Origin of the sequence: Roseovarius sp. (assembly GCF_965277045.1) — a bacterium.
Classification (GTDB): domain Bacteria; phylum Pseudomonadota; class Alphaproteobacteria; order Rhodobacterales; family Rhodobacteraceae; genus Roseovarius.
The window spans coordinates 2,707,771-2,725,514 of sequence record NZ_OZ255712.1 but is presented as its reverse complement, the minus strand read 5'-3'; the positions used below and the strand labels follow the sequence as shown (position 1 = coordinate 2,725,514).

The following is a 17,744-nucleotide window of genomic DNA, read 5'->3' as shown; positions in this document are numbered from 1 at the left end:
GATGACTCCTTTGTTGCAGGTTCGCGATGTGGCGAAATTCTATGGCGCCCGGGTGGGATGCCGGGACGTATCGTTCGACCTTTACCCGGGCGAGGTGATGGGAATTGTCGGGGAGAGTGGATCGGGGAAGTCCACGCTTCTGGGCTGTCTCGCCGGTCATCTGGTGCCGGCTGCCGGCGCGGTGATCTTCGACACAGCCGTCGACGGTCCGCGCGACACGCTGACGATGTCCGAGCCCGAGCGGCGGATGCTGGGGCGCACCGACTGGGCGTTTGTGCATCAGCATGCGCGGGACGGGTTGCGCATGGGGGTGAGTGCGGGCGGCAATGTGGGCGAGCGGCTGATGGCCGTGGGCGCGCGGCATTACGGGGAGATCCGATGCAGCGCGGTGGACTGGCTGGGGCGCGTCGAGATTGCCGAGGACCGGGTGGATGACCGGCCCACGGCCTTTTCCGGGGGCATGCAGCAGCGGTTGCAGATCGCGCGGAACCTGGTGACCGGGCCGCGGCTGGTCTTCATGGACGAGCCGACGGGGGGCCTTGATGTCAGCGTGCAGGCGCGGCTGTTGGACCTGTTGCGCGGGCTGGTGCGGGAGATGGGACTGAGTGCGATCATCGTGACGCATGACCTGGCGGTGGTGCGTCTTTTGGCGGATCGGCTGATGGTGATGAAGGACGGGCATGTGGTCGAGACGGGGTTGACCGACCAGGTGCTGGACGATCCGCAGCATGGCTATACGCAGTTGCTGGTTTCCAGCGTGTTGCAGGTTTGAGGCGGCGGGATTTGAGTATTTTTGGCAAGAAAAAGGCCGGGTCATGATCGAGATCGAGGACGTGTCGAAGAATTTCGTGCTGCACAACCAGGGCGGTGCGGTCATTCCGGTGATGGCGGGGGCGTCGCTGTCGGTGGCGGCGGGGGAATGCGTGGCGCTGACCGGGGCCTCGGGGGCGGGCAAGTCGACGCTGATGCGGATGATCTACGGCAATTACCTGGCCGCCTCGGGCCGGATCGTGGTGGCGGGCGTGGATGTGGCCCGCGCCGCCCCGCGAGAGATCCTGGCGCTCAGGCGCGAGACGCTGGGGTATGTGAGCCAGTTCCTGCGGGTGGTGCCACGGGTGCCGACGCGGGAGGTGGTGGCCGAGCCGCTGTTGGCGGTTGGCGTGGAGAGGGGTATCGCCATGGCGCGGGCCGAGGAGTTGTTGGGGCGGTTGAACATTCCCGAAGGGTTGTGGGGGTTGAGCCCGACCACCTTTTCGGGGGGCGAGCAGCAGAGGGTGAACATTGCGCGGGGCTTTGCGCATGGCTATCCGGCGATGCTGCTGGACGAGCCGACGGCGAGCCTGGATGCGGCCAATCGCGAGACGGTGCTGCGCCTGATCGAGGAGGCCAAGGCGCGCGGCGCGGCCATCGTGGGGATTTTCCATGACGAGGCGGCGCGGGCGCGGGTGTGCGACCGGGAGATCGACGTGTCGGTCTTTACCCCGAAGGCGGCGTGATGGGCGCACGAGTCCATAGCGGGCGGCTGATCGGCGTCGTGGGCCCGTCGGGCGTGGGCAAGGACAGCGTGATGCAGGCGCTGGCGGCGCGGCACGAGGGCGTGCGGCTGGTGCGGCGGGTGATCACGCGGGAGGCAGATTCGGGCGGCGAGGATTTCGAGGCGGTCAGTGAGGAGGTGTTCGCGGCGCGGGCGCGGGCCGGGGCGTTCGTCTTGCACTGGCGGGCGCACGGGTTGCGCTATGGCGTGCCGGTCTCGGTGCGCGAGGATCTGGCGGTGGAGCATCTGTGCCTGGTGAACCTGTCGCGGTCGGTGCTGGCGGACGCGCAGGCGATGTTTCCCGGCTTTGCCGTGGTGCATCTGACGGCGCCGGGGAAGGTGCTGGCGGCGCGGCTGGCGACGCGCGGGCGCGAAAGTGCCGAGGTGATCGCGGCGCGGCTGGAGCGGGCGGGATTTGCCTTGCCCGGTGGCTTGAACCATGTGATCCGCGTCGAGAACACCGGGACGGTGGAGGAGGCCGCGCAGGCGGTCTGGGCGCAGCTTCAGCCCGAGAGGGTGGCGCGATGAACGAGATGGAACCGGCCCGCCGCATCCTCGCCGCAGAGGCTGAGCGTGTCGAGGACGAAGGGGTGTGGAAGCAGGGGCGTGAGCACGGGGTCGAGGGCCGCGCGAAGCTGGGTTGCCTGGGCCTTGGGCAATTTGCCCGAGAGGGTGTAGTGGCAGCGGAACTGGTCCATCACGTAAGGATAGCCCCATTGCAGCAGGAGCGCGTCCTGTTCTGGCGTGAGACCGGCGGCGCGGCGGCGGGCGAGGTCGGCGTCTGTCGGGCGCGCGCGAAACGGGTCGAGCGTGCGCACGGTGTTGGCGGCGAGCGCGTTCAGGGCCTGCGTGTCGCCGGTGGGCACGAGCGCGAGGAAGCGGCCAAGCTGCGCCAGTTCCAGCCCGTCGAGCATGGCCGGCGCGGTGCGGGCGCAATGTTTGGTAAAGGCGGTCAGGAGGTCGGTTTCCGTCCAGCCGTCGGCCAGACGGAAGGGCGGCTTGATCGTGGCGTGAAAGCCGTATGTGCGGGGTGTGCCGGTGATGTCGTCCCATGGGGCCGGAAGGCCCTCGATGTCCGGCGGGGTGGTCTGGGTTGCGCTGGTCACGTCCCAGCCGACCCAGTCGGCGCCGAACCGGCCAAGGGTACCTTGCGGGGTGTGGTAGACAGCGTAGCGTCGGAAGGCCATGTGCGCGGGTCTGCCCAAGTTTCAAATTCAAGACAAGTGATGGTTCCATGACAGAGACGTTTCATCTTGCCAATGCCAAGCTGATCCTGCGCGACCGGGTGATGACCGGACGTGTCAGCGTCGAGGACGGTTCCATTGCCGGGATCGAAGAGGGCGATGCGGTGCCCGCCGGTGCGGTCGATTGTGGCGGCGGTTTCGTGGCACCTGGGCTGATCGAGCTGCATACCGACAACCTGGAGCGGCATATCCAGCCGCGGCCCAAGGTGGACTGGCCGCATAACGCGGCGATCCTGGCGCATGACGCGGAACTGGCCAGTACCGGGATCACCACGGTGTTCGATGCCATGCGTGTGGGCTCGATCCCCACGGGGCGCGGGCGGTACCTGGCCTATGCGCGGGGGCTGGCGAGCGAGCTGTGGGCGCTGCGCGAGGAAGACGCGCTCAAGATCAGCCATTTCCTGCATCTGCGGGCCGAGGTGTGTTCGGAAACGCTGGAAGAGGAGATGGCGGAGTTCGGACCCGAGGATCGGGTGGGCATCGTCAGCCTGATGGATCACACGCCGGGGCAGCGGCAGTTCCGGGATATCACCAAGCTGGCCGATTACATGAAGGGCAAGCACGCCCTGTCGGATGCGGAATTCGAAGAGCATGTGGCGCAATTGAAGGCGCTGAGGGACGTAAATGGCGAGCGGCACGAGGCGGCGGCGGTGCGCGAGGCGGCGCGCTATGGCGCGGTGCTGGCGAGCCATGACGATACGACAGAGGCACAGGTCGAGACCTCGAAACGCTATGGCGTGGCGATGGCGGAGTTTCCGACCACGGTGGAAGCGGCGGAGGCGAGCCACGTAAGGGATATCGCGGTGATCATGGGCGCGCCGAACCTCATTCGCGGCGGGTCGCATTCGGGCAACGTGGCGGCGGGCGACCTGGCCCGGGTTGGGCTCTTGGATATCCTGTCGTCGGATTACGTGCCTTCGGCGCTGCTTCTGGCGGCGGTGAAGCTGGGGCAGGACTGGAACTGCATGGCGCGGGGGCTGGCGACGGTGACGGCGGCACCGGCGACGGCGGTGGGGTTGCAGGACCGGGGCGAGATCGCGGTCGGCAAGCGGGCGGACCTGATCCGGTTCGACCTGCGCGGCGGCGTGCCGGCCTTGCGGGCGGTGTGGAGCCGTGGAAACCGGGTGGCGTGATCCGGGTTGTTGGCCGCGTGCAGGTGTTGTCCACCAAAGGTGGGTTTTGTTAACCAAAGGTGGGTTTCACCCACCCTACGGGCGCGGGCAATGCGCATGGGGCGGCAGCGAAGGCGTCGGGTCGATGTCCACCGGGTATTGTTCGATCCCGCCCCGGTCCATGCCCTGCCTGTCGAGGGGGAAGATGCGGTCTGTCCGATCCGACGGGTGTTTTTCGTGGGACGGAACCATGCCGCCCAGGTCTATTGTATGGGTGGCGCGACCATCCCCTTGCCGCCCGAGACCAAGCAGTTGCCACTGTGAGATGATGTTCGCGGTGGCCCTGCGACATGGGCCAGGATTGCGGGACCGCTGCGATCCCGGGGTCTCTGACGCGGGCCGATGGCCTTGGCGGGATCGGCGACCTGGCCGGATCATGGCGGGGCTTTTGTGGTTCTGCCATTTGTCGCCGTGGGACTTGAATGTGCCCCGCACGCCTGCGGATGCGGAGCCGGGGAGGCCGGGCAGCCGTCTGCGCGACAGGGGCGCGGTGTTGCAATAGGCGCAGGTGATTTTCGGGGGCTGGCGACACAGCGATTTTTCGGACCGGCGGCTGGAGAAAATTCGTACGAATTTTCTTGGGGGATTTTCTTCGTACGAAGAAAATGGGGTTGAGTTGAAGACGGGCGGGGTGATCCCGTGAGGGACGTGAGTTGGGAGACCGGCCTGAGCGTTGCGTTGGCGGTTGTGCCGGGCGTGGCAAGGTCGTTTGGGTGAAATGGGCCTGCGGCAGCGCGGCGTGGGTTTTCACCCACCCTACGCAGGCTTGCGCAGGTGAGCCGAGGAGCCGTCTTGCGATTACCTGTGCCTGGATCTCGCGTGCCGGCTAGGCAGACCGTCCACTGGACGGTCTGCGAAAACTTCAGCCGAGGAGCCGTCTTGCAATCACCTGTGCCTGGATCTCGCCGGCACCCTCGAAGATGTTGAGGATGCGGGCGTCGCAGAGTACGCGGCTGACCGGGTATTCCAGCGCGAAGCCGTTGCCGCCGTGAATTTGCAGCGCGTTGTCGGCGGCGGCCCAGGCGACGCGGGCGCCCAAGAGCTTGGCCATGCCGGCCTCGACGTCGCAGCGGCGGCCCTCGTCCTTTTCAAAGGCCGAGTAATAGGTCAGCTGGCGGGCGATCATGATCTCGACCGCCATCATCGCCAGCTTGTTGGCGACACGGGGGAACTCGATCAGTTCCTTGCCGAACTGCTTGCGGTCTTGCGCGTATTGCATGCCGAGATCGAGCGCGTTCTGCGCCACGCCGATAGCGCGCGCGGCGGTCTGGATGCGGGCGCTCTCGAAGGTCTCCATCAGCTGCTTGAAGCCCTTGCCCTCTTCGCCGCCCAGAAGGTTCTCGCCCTTCACCTTGAAGTCGTCGAAATTGACCGTGTATTCCTTCATGCCGCGATAGCCCAGCACCTCGATCTCACCGCCCGAGATGCCGGGATCCTTGAACGGCTCTTCATCCGTGCCGGGGGTCTTTTCGGCGAGGAACATGCTGAGGCCCTTGTAATCGTCGGTGCCCTGCACGCTGCGGGCCAGCACGGTCATCACGTGGGTGCGCGCGGCGTGGGTGATCCAGGTCTTGTTGCCGTTGAGGATCCAGTCGCCGTTGTCGTCCTGCTTGGCACGGGTCTTGAGTGAGCCGAGGTCGGAGCCGGTGTTGGGCTCGGTGAAGACGGCTGTGGGCAGGATCTCGCCCGAGGCGAGGCCGGGGAGCCATTTTTCCTTCTGCGCGTCGGTGCCGCCGGCGATAATGAGCTCGGCGGCAATTTCCGAGCGGGTGCCGAGCGAGCCGACGCCGATATAGCCGCGGCTGAGTTCCTCGGAGACGACGCACATGGACGCTTTCGACAGGCCGAGGCCGCCGAATTTCTCGGGGATGGTCAGGCCGAAGACGCCCATTTCCGACAGTTCCTCGATGATTTCCATCGGGATCAGTGCGTCCTTGAGGTGCCATTCATGCGCCTCGGGCAGGATCTTGTCGACGGCGTAGCGGCGGAACTGCTCTCGGATCATCTCGAGCTCTTCGTCGAGGCCGGTCACGCCAACGGTGATCTCGGCGGCGCGTTCCTGCATCAATTCCACCAGGCGGAGGCGCGCGGCCTGGGTGTTGCCGGATTGCGTGAGCGTCTGGACCTCGGGCGTCATCAGGACGCGCATGTCGTCCTGGGAAAGGCCGATGTCCTGCAGCCGCAGGATCTCGCCCTGGTTCATCGGGATGCCGCCGTAAATCTGCCAGAGATATTCGCCGAAGGCGATCTGGTGAATGAGTTGCTCGACCTCGCCGAACTTGCCTTCGTCCTTCAGCCGGGTGGCCCAGCCCTGCATCTGGCGCAGGGATTCGACGTAGGTGGCGAGCCAGGCGAGGCCGTGGCTGGCCGTCTGGTGCTGCTCCACGGCGCCCGAGGAGACGCGGCCCTCGACGGTGACGAGCGCGCGCAGGGCGTCCCTGGCCTTGTCGAGGATCTGTTCGGCCGGGGCCACGGCCTTGCCGGTCAGCTCCAGCAGGTCCTTCAGGAGGATCTCGGTCGAAAGGTCAACGTCCTGTCCGTCATGCGCCATGGGTAGCTCCTTCGGTTTTCGCCGCACCGGCATAGCCATTTCGCAGGTGCAGCGCAACTATTATGCTCATGCGGCGCGCAAATTGGTCGAATATTGCGCTGTCGTGTCGCGGGGCGCGGTGGGTCCGCGTGGATTTCCCGCAGTCATGACGGTGATTTAGGCCGTGCGCGCCCCGGGAAAAGTGGTACGAGAGGCGCATGGATGCGTTGCTCGGCCCGGACTGGTTGATGGTGATGGCGTTCGCCTGGGGCGTGGCCGTGCTGGGCGGACTGGTCAAGGGCGTGGTGGGATTCGCCATGCCGATGGTAGTGATCTCGGGGCTGAGCACGGTGATGCCGCCCGACGTGGCGCTGGCGGGGCTGATCCTGCCCACGTTGGTGTCGAACGTCTGGCAGGCGCTGCGGCAGGGGGTGCGGGCGGCGTTGGGCTCGCTGGCGAAGTACCGGGTGTTTTTGTCGTCGGGGATGGCGCTTCTCTTGGTTTCGGCGCAGCTCGTCCGGGCGATTCCGGAGGCCGTGATGCTGCTGCTGATCGGGGTGCCGATCATAATCTACGCGGGTTTTGCACTGGCCGGGCGACCCTTGCGGCTGCCGCCAAATCCCGGGCGGCGCGTGGAGGCGGGGATCGGTGCCGTGGCGGGGTTCTTCGGCGGCATTTCGGGCGTGTGGGGGCCGCCTACGGTAGCGATGCTGACCGCACTGGACACCGAAAAGACCGAGCAGATGCGCGTGCAGGGTGTGATCTACGGCATGGGGGCGGTGCTGCTGACCGGGGCGCATACCGTGTCGGGCGTGCTGAACCGTTCGACTTTGCCGCTGTCGCTGTCGTTGATCGTGCCGGCGCTGATTGGCCTCGGTATCGGCTTCATGCTGCAGGACCGGATCGACCAGCGCCTGTTCCGGCGGCTGACGCTGGCGGTGCTGGTCATCGCGGGCCTGAACCTTGTGCGGCGCGGGATCATGAGCTTCTAGAAAGGTGGTGCGGCTGCGCCGCGCCGGTTGTCTCGTCGCCCACCCTCCGGGCGGCTCCTCGGGCGCGGGTGCCGTGGTGCGACGGGCTGCCCCGGCGTTGCGCCTCCTGGCAGGTGGGGGCCTCCCGCGGGGATATATTCGGCCAGAGGAAGGTGTGTCACCACCTTTTTCCTCTGGCCATAAGTATCCCGGGGGGAGCGTCGAAACCGGGGTTTCGACGTGGGGGGCTGGCCCCCCGCTGCGGTGCCCTCTTTCAAGCGCGGAACATATCCGGTAAAGCGCCCGGGACAAGTTTGAACCCGCATGGATGAGAGACGATGAAATTCACCCTGTCCTGGCTGAAAGACCATCTTGAAACCACCGCCAGCGTGGCGGAGATCGCGGAGGCGCTGACCGATCTTGGTCTCGAGGTGGAAGAGATTTCCAACCCGGCGGAAGCGCTTGCGGACTTCACCATCGGCAAGGTGGTGAGCGCCGAAAAGCATCCCGATGCGGACCGTCTGCGGGTGTGCCAGGTGGAAACCGACGAGGGCGTGAAGCAGATCATCTGCGGGGCGCCGAATGCGCGCGAAGGCATCACCGTCGTGGTGGCCAAGCCCGGTGTCTACGTGCCCGGGATCGACACCACCATCGGGGTGGGCAAGATCCGCGGGATCGAGAGCTTCGGCATGATGGCATCGGAGCGCGAGATGGAGCTGTCGGACGAGCATGACGGGATCATCGAGCTGCCTTCGGGCGAGGTCGGGGAGCGGTTCGCCGACTGGCTGGCCGAGAACGACCCTGCCAAGGTGGACCCGGTCATCGAGATCGCGATCACGCCGAACCGGCCCGACGCGCTGGGCGTGCGGGGGATCGCGCTGGACCTGGCCGCGCGGGGCCTTGGCACCATGAAGGAGGCGCCGCGGGCGCATGTGGAAGGGCAGTTTCCCTGTCCCATCACCGTAAGCATTGACGACGACACCAAGACGGACGGCTGTTTCGTATTCGCCGGCCGGCTGATTCGTGGCGTGACCAACGGGCCGAGCCCGGAGTGGTTGCAGGACCGGCTGCGGGCCATCGGGCTGCGCCCGATCTCGGCGCTGGTCGATATCACCAATTTCTTCACCTATGACCGCAACCGCCCGCTGCACGTGTTCGATGCCGACAAGGTGACGGGCAACCTGCGGGTGCATCGCGCCAAGGGTGGCGAGACCTTGGTGGGGCTGGACGAGAAGGACTACACCTTTTCCAGGGGCCAGGTGGTGATTTCCGACGACAAGGGCATCGAGAGCATCGGCGGCATCATGGGCGGGCTCGAGACGGGCTGTACGTCCGAGACCACGAACGTGTTCCTGGAAGCCGCCGTGTGGGATCATATCCAGATCGCCCATACCGGACGGGCGCTGAAGATCAACTCGGACGCGCGGTATCGCAACGAGCGGGGCATAGACCCAGCGTTCAACATGGAAGCGCATGACCTGGCGACGCGGATGATCCTGGACCTGTGCGGCGGCGAGGCGTCGAACCTGGTGGTGGCGGGCGAGGTGCCCGACGTGGCGCGGGCGTACCGCCTGGATGCCGCGCGGGTGCAATCGCTGGTGGGCATGGACATTCCCGAATCCGAGCAGCGCCAGACGCTGACGCGGCTGGGCTTTCGTATGGAGGGCAACACCGCCCACGTGCCAAGCTGGCGGCCCGATATCATGGGCGAGGCCGACCTGGTGGAGGAAGTGGCGCGGGTGGCGTCGCTGACCAAGCTGGAGGGTCGCCCGATGCCGCGGATGCAGGCGGGCGTGCCGCAGCCGATCCTGAGCACCGCGCAGCAGCGCGAGCGGGCGGCGCGGCGGATGGCGGCGTCACTGGGCTATAACGAGTGCGTCACCTACAGTTTCATCGACAAGGCGAGTGCGGCGCTGTTCGGCGGGGGCGGCGACGCGACGATGCTGGCCAACCCGATCAGCAGCGAGATGAGCCATATGCGGCCGGACCTGCTGCCCGGGTTGTTGCGGGCCGCGGCACGCAATCAGGCGCGGGGGGCGATGGACCTGGCGCTGTTCGAGCTGGGCCACGCGTTTCACGGTGGTGAACCGGGAGAGCAGCACGTGGAGGTGAGCGGCATCCTGGTGGGCCGGACGGGGCCGAAGGACGTGCACAAGGCGAGCCGTCCGGTGGACCTATATGACGCCAAGGCGGATGCCGAGGCGATCCTGGGGGCGCTGGGTGCGCCGGCGAAGGTGCAGATCCTGCGCGGGGCGTCGGACTGGTGGCATCCGGGCCGGCACGGGATGATCTGCCTGGGGCCGAAGAAGGTGCTGGGCGTTTTCGGCGAATTGCATCCGAAGATCCTGCGCGAGATGGATGTGAAGGGGCCGGTCGTGGGGTTCACCCTCTACCCGCAGGAAATTCCGCAGCCGCGCAATGCCGGCGCGAACCGGGGCGCGATGAAGATCAGCGATCTGCAGGCGGTGGAACGCGATTTCGCCTTCGTGGTGGATGCCGACGTGGAGGCGCTGACGCTGGTCAACGCCGCCGCCGGGGCGGATAAATCCCTCATCGAGGATGTGCGCGTGTTCGACGAGTTCATCGGCGGCAGCCTGGGCGAGGGCAAGAAGAGCCTCGCGCTGACGGTGCGGTTGCAACCCACGGACAAGACGTTGAAGGACGCGGATATCGAGGCGGTGTCGGCGAGGATCGTCGAGAAGGTCACGAAGGCGACGGGTGGCACGCTGCGCGGATGAAATTGGATCGCGGTACGGCGCACGCGGAAGCGCGTGGGTTTTCACCCACCCTACGGTGGATGTCGTGCCGCGTTCGGCTTGTCATCCGGGGCGCGGGATGCAGATTGTGCGGCGACAATGAACAAGGAGGATAATAGATGCTGAGCGTATACCTTTCCGGCGAGATCCATACCGACTGGCGCGAGCAGATCATCGAGGGGGCCAAGGGCCTGGACGTGGAATTTTCCGCGCCGGTGACGGATCACGGGGCCAGTGACGATTGCGGCGTGAAGATCCTCGGGGCCGAGGATGACAAGTATTGGCACGACCACAAGGGCGCGATGGTGAATGCGATCCGGACGCGCAAGGGCATCGAGGAGGCCGACGTGGTGGTCGTGCGGTTCGGCGACAAGTACAAGCAGTGGAACGCCGCCTTTGACGCAGGGTACGCCAGCGCGATGGGCAAGTCGCTGATCATCCTGCAGCCACCGGAGCATGACCATGCGTTGAAAGAGGTGGACGCCGCGGCGCTGGCCGTGACGCGCGAGCCGGGGCAGGTGGTTGATATCCTGCGCTATGTCCTGGAAGGGACGTTGCCGAAGTAATTGCGGCGTGGGATCGCGTGGGTTTTCACCCACCCTACGGTGCCAGCCGGGACGCGAGACCGGCAGGGGCGTTGCCGAATTGGTTCCGGCCTTCGCTGAGATAGGCGTGGCGCCCTGCATTACGGGGCAATGTCACGCCTCGGGCTTGCGGTCTTCGGGTTGCAGGCGGCGCACGAGGTTGCCGCAGGTTTCCACGATGCTTTGCAGGCGCTCCTCGAGCCGGGTCATTTCCAGCATCGAGCCCTTGAGCGTCTCGCTTTGGTCGCCGATATCCGCCAGCTTGCGGAACACCTCCTCGGACGAGGCGATCTTGGCCTCGGCATCGGCGACGACGGCGCGCAGGGACTCGAGCAATTCGGCGGCCGAGGCGGTCTCGGTCTCGGGCAGGGCGGCGTCAAGCTCAGCGATCTGGCCGCGCACAGCGGCGAACCATTCGTTCGACAGGCGCGGCTCGCGCTTGGCCGAGATCATGGCGTCGCGTTCCAGGCGGCGTACGTCCGAGACCACGCGGTCGATCGAGCCGCGCAGATCGCTTTGCAGCGCGATGACGTCGTCATTGACGGCAACCACCTTGGCCAGCACGGCGTCCAGTTCGCCGATGATGGTCGAAATGCGGTCGAGAAAGAGGTTGAGGTCGCGGGCCAGCACGCCGAATTCGTCGGATGTGCGGATCTCGGCCCGGTGGCCGAGGCTGCCATAGGCGCGGGCGAGCCTGCTGACGGTTGAGCGCAGTTCCATCAGCGGCTCCAGTCGGGCGCGCAGGATCAGGAACAGAAGGAACGAGTGCAGCACGATCTTGCCTGCCGAAAGCGCCGCGGTCAGGCGCACGTCCTCGGCCCAGAGTGCGAAGTCGCGGGCGAGGTAGTTGCGCACGGTGACGGTGCCGAGCGTATCACCGACCTCGGCCTGCGTGTGGCAGGCAAGGCAGAAGGCCTCGGCCTCGACATCGACGCTGGAGACGCGGAAATTGCCCTCGGGCCAGTCCTCTGCCGGAATACCCACCGGAGTGAAGCCGAAGCCCTCCTCGATCGAGGCCACGGTGACCGGGGCGGGTTCGATGGCGATGACGTAGCCCAGATCGGACCAGTTGGTCTCGAGGATGGGATACATGGTGCGGGCGGCCACCGGCCCGCCTTCGTTGCGCATGATCGAGCGCACGTTGTCGGCCAGGTCCTCGGCCACGACCTGGGCCTCGTCCTCGCCGTTGGCGACGTAGTTGTAATAGACGAGCGCGGCCTTGAGCGAAAACTCAAGCACGGTGACGATGACGAGGATGATGAAAAAGTCCCGGATCATGTGGATCAGGAACGACTTGTCGAAACGTCCGATAGAGGGGTTGTCGTCGCTCAGCATCCCCATGCCCCCGATGAACCCGTTGCCGTTGAACTAGTACGGGGGCGCAGAAAGAGTAGCTGAATTGAGTATCGGCCCTTGCGGAAACGGCGGCTCGGGGCAGTCGCGACACTTTCAAAACCGGGCGGCTTTGCGTAAGCATCATGGGGCGGGCCGCCCGGGCGCCGCCGGGCGTTCGCGCACCGCCACCGACCTGAGAGGCACCGCGCCATGGACTGGGCCGCCCTTGCACGAGAACTGGTGACGCTGATCGTCGTGATCGACCCGGTGGGGTCGATCCCGGTCTTCCTGTTCGCGGTGCAGGGTGTGCCGCGGGCGCTGCACCGGCGTTTCGCGCTGCGGGCGGTGGCGATTGCGGCGCTGGTGCTGCTGGCGTTCCTGGTGGGCGGGCAATTCCTGCTGGAATCGCTTGGGCTGCGGCTGGGGTCGTTCCAGATCGCGGGCGGGATCATCCTGTTCCTCTTCGCGATGACGATGATCTTCGGCGAGTCGAAGCCTGCGCGAGAGATCGAGGAGGCGGAGCGCGACCATTTGGCGGGCGCGGTGTTTCCGCTGGCGATGCCGTCGATCGCGTCGCCGGGTGCGATGCTGGCCATCGTGATCCTGACGGACAACCACACAGAGTCCCTGGCCAACCAGGCGATCACGGCCGGGCTGCTTCTCTTGGTACTGCTCATGACGCTGGGGCTGCTTTTGGCGGCGACATACGTGCACCGTGTGATCGGCAGCACGGGGGCCAGTGTGATCAGCCGGGTGATGGGGATCGTGCTGGCGACCATCGCGGTGGACGCGGTGCTGGGCGGGTTCGACGCGCTGGGCGTGATGGACGTGGCGCCGCCGCCGGTGGAGAGCCCGTTGAACAAGGCGGCGCCGAAGTAGCGTGGCGCCCCCAGGTGGGTTTTTACCCACCCTTGGGTGGCGGGGCGCTTGGGTTCTTGCATCGCAACGGGGAGACGCGTGGGTTCTCACCCACCCTACGCTGGAGGATTGTGGGGGGAGGTCCCGGATCGGGTCCGGGACGGCGGGACCGCCGTTTTCTGCGAAGACGCGCCGTGCAAGCGCGAGGCGGCCACGAACGACCGGTATGAAAAAGCCCCCGCGCCGGAGGCACGGGGGCGGTCTTAGCCCGGTCGGGGCGTGTGAGCCTTAGCCGATGGCGGCGGCTTTCACGTCCTCGTCGATATAGGGCACGTACTGCTCGAAATTGTCGGCGAACATCTTGACCAGCTTGTCGGCCTGCGCGTCGTAGGCGGCACCTTCGTCCCAGGTGCGGCGCGGGTCCAGGAGAACCTCGGGCACGCCGGGCACGCTGACCGGAACCTCGAAGCCGAAATTGGGATCCTTGCGGAACTCGACCTCGTTCAGGGAGCCGTCCAGCGCGGCTGTCAGCAGGGCGCGGGTGGCCTTGATCGGCATCCGCTCACCGGTGCCGTAGGCGCCGCCGGTCCAGCCGGTGTTGACCAGCCAGCAGGTCGCGCCGTGCTTGGCGATCTTTTCGCGCAGGAGGTTGCCGTAGACCTCGGGGCGGCGGGGCATGAAGGGCGCGCCGAAGCAGGTCGAGAAGGTCGGCTCGGCCTCGGTCAGGCCACGCTCGGTTCCGGCGACCTTGGCGGTGAAGCCCGACAGGAAGTGGTACATCGCCTGCGCCGGCGACAGCCGCGCGATGGGAGGCAGCACGCCGAACGCGTCGCAGGTCAGCATGATGATGTTCTTGGGATGCCCGCCGAGCGCGGTTTCCGAGGCGTTGGAAATGTAGCTCATCGGGTAGGCGCAGCGCATGTTCGCGGTGAGGCTGTCATCGGCGAAGTCGAGTTCCAGCGTTTCCTCGTCGTAGACCATGTTCTCGATCACGGTGCCGAATTTCTCGGTCGTGGCGTAGATTTCCGGCTCTGCCTCGGGATCGAGATTGATCGTCTTGGCATAGCAGCCGCCCTCGAAGTTGAAGGTGCCGCGATCGGACCAGCCGTGTTCGTCGTCGCCGATCAACGTGCGGTCCGGGTCGGCCGAGAGCGTGGTCTTGCCGGTGCCCGAAAGGCCGAAGAAGATGGCGGTGTCGACTGGGTTGCCGTTGGCGTGGTTGGCCGAGCAGTGCATCGGCATGATGCCTTTTTCCGGCAGCAGGTAGTTCAGCACCGAGAAGACCGATTTCTTGTTCTCGCCGGCGTATTCGGTGTTGCCGATCAGGATCAGCTTGCGATCGAAGTTGATGGCGATCACGGTTTCCGACACGCAGCCGTGTTTGGCCGGGTCGGCCTTGAAGGTCGGGCAGTTGATGACGGTGAAGTCGGCGGTGAAGCTGTCCAGCGCCTCGCGCTCGGGGCGGCGCAGCATGTGGCGGATGAAGAGGCCGTGCCAGGCCAGTTCGGTGACCATGCGCATGTTGATCGAATGCGCGGGGTCGGCGCCGCCGACGAGGTCCTGCACGAAATAGTCGCGGCCCTGCATGTGGGCGACCATGTCGGCATAGAGCTGGTCGAACGCCTCGGGCGTCATCGGGGCGTTGTTTTCCCACCAGATGCTGTCGGCGACGCTGTCGGTCTTGACGACGTGCTTGTCCTTGGGCGAGCGGCCGGTGAACTGGCCGGTCGAGACGAGGAAGGTGCCGCCCTTGCCGAGGCGCCCCTCGCCCTTGCGGAGGGCCTCTTCGATCAGGGCGGGTTCGATCAGGTTGTAATGCACTTGGCCGAGGCCCGTGATCCCCTGGTGCTCGAGGGTAAAGTTGGGATTGACCCGTCCTGCTGACATGCGTGCGCTCCTTGAGTTCCGGCCATCCGCCGTCGTGGCGGTTCTGGCCATGCAGGTCCGCCGAAATTGGCGGCGAGACTCCGGCCCCTGCCGGATGTGTCGCGGGCGTCTTAACATGACGGTTTTATGATTGAACAGGACGCAAATGCACAGTTAGCGCAATCAGATCAGGCGTTAGCGCCACCATGCCAAACGTTAGCGCCATCATCGGAGCGCGGCCGCAAAAGGCCTGCAACCGCCGGCCGATAAAGTGAGTCAATTTAGCCATTCCTAAGACATTTTCGCGTCAGATGGTTGGGAAAGCGTGTCTGATTCGCAGTTTGGGATTGATTAAAAAGGCGAAAACGGATCATAGTATTGGAAAAAAGCAGGCAATCGAGCAGTACAAGGAAATCATTATGTCAAAAATCGCCCTTGTGGACGATGACAGGAATATTCTGACATCGGTGTCCATGACTCTCGAGGCGGAAGGCTTCGAAGTCGAAACATACAATGACGGTCAGCAAGCCTATGAGGCGTTCAGCAAGAAGCTGCCCGACATGGCGGTGCTGGACATCAAGATGCCGCGGATGGACGGGATGGACCTGTTGCAACGGCTGCGGCAGAAATCGGCGATGCCGGTCATCTTCCTGACCTCCAAGGACGACGAGATCGACGAGGTTCTGGGCCTGCGCATGGGCGCGGACGACTACGTCAAGAAGCCGTTCAGCCAGCGTCTGCTGGTCGAGCGCATCCGCGCGCTGTTGCGCCGGCAGGACGCGGTCGATGGCAACGTCGTGGCCGACACCGAGGAAACCAAGGTGATCGAGCGCGGCGAGCTGCGCATGGATCCGCTGCGCCACGCGGTGTCGTGGAAAGGGCAGGACGTTTCGCTGACGGTGACGGAATTCCTGCTGTTGCAGGCGCTGGCGCAGCGCCCGGGTTTCGTGAAAAGCCGCGATCAGCTGATGGACGTGGCCTATGACGACCAGGTTTACGTGGACGACCGGACCATCGACAGCCATATCAAGCGTCTGCGCAAGAAACTGCGGATGGTGGACCCGGAATTTTCGGCCATCGAAACGCTTTACGGTATCGGGTATCGTTACAACGAGGAATGATGGCCTGAAACATGGCATTGGCGGAGGGCTTCCAGGTGCGCGATCACTCGCTGAATGACGATGACGGCGTCGTTCTTGGCGATGATTTCGTGGCGCCGGAGAACGTCGTCGAGGAAGAGGTCCGCAGGCGCCGCGCGCGCCGGGGCTACTTTGGCAGTGGTGGCGGGTCGCTCACGCGGAAGATCATCACGTTCAACCTGATTGCCCTGAACGTGCTGGTCGCGGGCATCCTGTACCTGAACTCGTCGCGCGACGGGCTGGCGCAGCAGCATGCCGACGGGTTGCAAAGCGACGTGGAACTGATCGCGGACGTGTTCGAGGCGCAATTGCCCGAGGGGGCGCCCGTCAGCCTTGTGGCGATGGACGGGCTGGACGTGGCGGGCACGCTGGACGGCCTGGATGTCCAGCAGGGCATCGACGTGCTGGTCTACGACCGCGCGGGTCAGCTGGTCGGACGGACCGAAGGCCGCCTGCCACGGCCGAACGCGGGCGTGCCGGAAAAGCCCACGGTGATCACCGACGCGTTGAACCACGTATGGAACTGGGTGTCGGCGCCGTTCTCGGCGATCCTGAGCACCGAGACGGAAGTCAGCGTGGAGGCCCTGGCGCAAGGCATGGTCGACGACGCGCTGAACGAGGGCACACAGGTGGGTCGGGGCGAAAGCGATGACGCGACGGTGTTTACCGTGGCGACGCCGATCCTGCAGGGCGACCGGCCGGTGGGCGTGGTCGCGCTGGCCAGCGCATCGGGCGAGATCGACAAGCTGAGCCGGATGGAGCGCGAACGCGTGCTGCAGATGTTCCTGGTGGCGACGCTGGTCTCCGTGGGCCTGTCGCTGATCCTGGCCTCGACCATCGCGAATCCGCTGGCAGAGCTGGCTGCCGCCGCCGAAGTGGGCGGCGCGCGCAACCGCAACGGAAACAACAATGGCGGCGGACGCGTCCGCATTCCCGACCTGACCGCACGTCCCGACGAGATCGGACGGCTTTCTGGCGCGTTGCGAGGCATGGTGACGGCCCTTTACCACCGGATCGACGGCAACGAGCAGTTCGCGGCGGATGTCGCGCATGAGATCAAGAACCCGCTGGCCAGCTTGCGCAGCGCGGTAGGCACGATGCGCGTGGCCAAGCGCGAGGACCAGCGCGAGAAGCTCTTGAACGTGATCGAGCATGACGTGCGCCGCCTTGACCGGCTGGTGAGCGACATCTCGAACGCGTCGCGGCTGGACAGCGAGCTGGTCCGCGAGGAGCAGGAGGCCTTCGACCTGATCCAGATGCTGGAAAACCTGGCGCATTACCTGGGCGAACAGGCGCGGCAGAAGGGCGTGGAATTCATCACCGATTTCCCTGAGGACCCGATTGTCATCATGGGGCTGGAAGCGCGGCTGGCCCAGGTTTTCGTGAACCTGATCACCAACGCCACCTCGTTCTGCGAGGAAGGCGACGCGATCCGTCTTTGGGCGCGCAAGCGGGAAAACCGTGTGGTGGTCGTGGTCGAGGATACCGGCCCCGGCATTCCCGAACAGGCGCTGACCAAGATCTTCAACCGCTTCTACTCGCAGCGGGACGCGAATGATTTCGGTAACAATTCGGGCCTGGGCCTGTCGATCTCCAAGCAGATCGTCGAGGCGCATGAAGGCGTGATCTGGGCCGAGAACATCCGGCCCACCGATGCCGACGTCACCTCTGACCCGCTTGGCGCACGTTTCGTCGTGGGTCTGCCGGTCTGAGCCGGTGGGCGCGTTACCTGCACTGACATTTCCCGAGCCGCCG

The 17,744-nt window shown here is 65.6% G+C and carries 15 protein-coding genes; 11 read left to right on the top strand and 4 right to left on the bottom strand.

The window, feature by feature from the left end:
- Window position 1 precedes the first annotated feature (1 nt).
- From phnK to phnN, 3 genes are read left to right on the top strand one after another with little or no spacing between them, the layout of a single operon-like run.
- On the top strand, window positions 2–772 hold the full coding sequence (gene phnK / locus ACQY4V_RS13640) for a phosphonate C-P lyase system protein PhnK (protein ID WP_428512510.1): 771 nt from the start codon (window positions 2–4) through the stop codon (window positions 770–772).
- 43 nt (window positions 773–815) lie between these two features.
- Window positions 816–1,496: a phosphonate C-P lyase system protein PhnL gene (gene phnL / locus ACQY4V_RS13635; protein WP_428512508.1), complete on the top strand. Its 681-nt coding sequence runs from the start codon at window positions 816–818 to the stop codon at window positions 1,494–1,496.
- Entirely contained in the window at window positions 1,496–2,062 is a 567-nt protein-coding gene (phnN, locus tag ACQY4V_RS13630) for a phosphonate metabolism protein/1,5-bisphosphokinase (PRPP-forming) PhnN (RefSeq protein ID WP_428512506.1), read from the top strand. The genes phnL and phnN overlap by 1 nt, the downstream gene beginning before the upstream one ends.
- On the opposite strand, the gene ACQY4V_RS13625 is transcribed toward phnN, so the two are convergent.
- Window positions 2,038–2,721, bottom strand: coding sequence for a DUF1045 domain-containing protein (locus tag ACQY4V_RS13625; RefSeq protein ID WP_428512504.1), 684 nt, complete (start codon window positions 2,719–2,721; stop codon window positions 2,038–2,040). The two genes, phnN and ACQY4V_RS13625, sit on opposite strands and share 25 nt — an antisense overlap.
- A 47-nt stretch (window positions 2,722–2,768) precedes the next feature.
- Between ACQY4V_RS13625 and ACQY4V_RS13620 the strand changes: the two genes are divergently transcribed.
- Together ACQY4V_RS13620 and ACQY4V_RS13615 are read left to right on the top strand one after the other, a co-directional pair.
- Complete coding sequence (locus ACQY4V_RS13620; protein ID WP_428512502.1) at window positions 2,769–3,911, top strand: alpha-D-ribose 1-methylphosphonate 5-triphosphate diphosphatase; 1,143 nt, start codon at window positions 2,769–2,771, stop codon at window positions 3,909–3,911.
- Window positions 3,912–4,049: 138 nt separating this feature from the next.
- Window positions 4,050–4,214, top strand: coding sequence for a hypothetical protein (locus ACQY4V_RS13615; RefSeq protein WP_428512500.1), 165 nt, complete (start codon window positions 4,050–4,052; stop codon window positions 4,212–4,214).
- A gap of 598 nt (window positions 4,215–4,812) precedes the next feature.
- Here the strand turns inward: ACQY4V_RS13615 and ACQY4V_RS13610 are convergent.
- Window positions 4,813–6,501: an acyl-CoA dehydrogenase family protein gene (locus tag ACQY4V_RS13610; RefSeq protein ID WP_428512498.1), complete on the bottom strand. Its 1,689-nt coding sequence runs from the start codon at window positions 6,499–6,501 to the stop codon at window positions 4,813–4,815.
- Window positions 6,502–6,698: 197 nt separating this feature from the next.
- On the opposite strand from ACQY4V_RS13610, the gene ACQY4V_RS13605 reads away from it, so the two are divergent.
- The 3 genes from ACQY4V_RS13605 to ACQY4V_RS13595 all read left to right on the top strand — a co-directional run bounded on the left by ACQY4V_RS13605 (window position 6,699) and on the right by ACQY4V_RS13595 (window position 10,773).
- On the top strand, window positions 6,699–7,472 hold the full coding sequence (locus tag ACQY4V_RS13605; protein ID WP_428512496.1) for a sulfite exporter TauE/SafE family protein: 774 nt from the start codon (window positions 6,699–6,701) through the stop codon (window positions 7,470–7,472).
- A 317-nt stretch (window positions 7,473–7,789) separates the two neighbouring features.
- On the top strand, window positions 7,790–10,189 hold the full coding sequence (pheT, locus tag ACQY4V_RS13600; RefSeq protein ID WP_428512494.1) for a phenylalanine--tRNA ligase subunit beta: 2,400 nt from the start codon (window positions 7,790–7,792) through the stop codon (window positions 10,187–10,189).
- A 137-nt stretch (window positions 10,190–10,326) separates the two neighbouring features.
- Window positions 10,327–10,773, top strand: a complete 447-nt coding sequence (locus tag ACQY4V_RS13595) for a YtoQ family protein (RefSeq protein ID WP_428512492.1) — start codon at window positions 10,327–10,329, stop codon at window positions 10,771–10,773.
- A 132-nt stretch (window positions 10,774–10,905) separates the two neighbouring features.
- Here ACQY4V_RS13595 and ACQY4V_RS13590 read toward each other — a convergent pair whose 3' ends face one another.
- Window positions 10,906–12,132, bottom strand: a complete 1,227-nt coding sequence (locus ACQY4V_RS13590) for a HAMP domain-containing protein (RefSeq protein WP_428512490.1) — start codon at window positions 12,130–12,132, stop codon at window positions 10,906–10,908.
- 204 nt (window positions 12,133–12,336) lie between these two features.
- Between ACQY4V_RS13590 and ACQY4V_RS13585 the strand changes: the two genes are divergently transcribed.
- Window positions 12,337–13,005, top strand: a complete 669-nt coding sequence (locus ACQY4V_RS13585) for a MarC family protein (RefSeq protein WP_152493615.1) — start codon at window positions 12,337–12,339, stop codon at window positions 13,003–13,005.
- A 267-nt stretch (window positions 13,006–13,272) separates the two neighbouring features.
- Here the strand turns inward: ACQY4V_RS13585 and ACQY4V_RS13580 are convergent, their stop codons facing one another.
- A complete protein-coding gene (locus ACQY4V_RS13580) occupies window positions 13,273–14,871 on the bottom strand; it encodes a phosphoenolpyruvate carboxykinase (protein ID WP_428512488.1) in 1,599 nt (532 codons plus the stop codon).
- 398 nt (window positions 14,872–15,269) lie between these two features.
- Between ACQY4V_RS13580 and ACQY4V_RS13575 the strand changes: the two genes are divergently transcribed.
- Entirely contained in the window at window positions 15,270–15,971 is a 702-nt protein-coding gene (locus ACQY4V_RS13575; RefSeq protein ID WP_152493613.1) for a response regulator transcription factor, read from the top strand.
- Between the two features lie 11 nt (window positions 15,972–15,982).
- Window positions 15,983–17,701: an ATP-binding protein gene (locus ACQY4V_RS13570; RefSeq protein WP_428512486.1), complete on the top strand. Its 1,719-nt coding sequence runs from the start codon at window positions 15,983–15,985 to the stop codon at window positions 17,699–17,701.
- The last annotated feature ends 43 nt before the right edge of the window (window positions 17,702–17,744 follow it).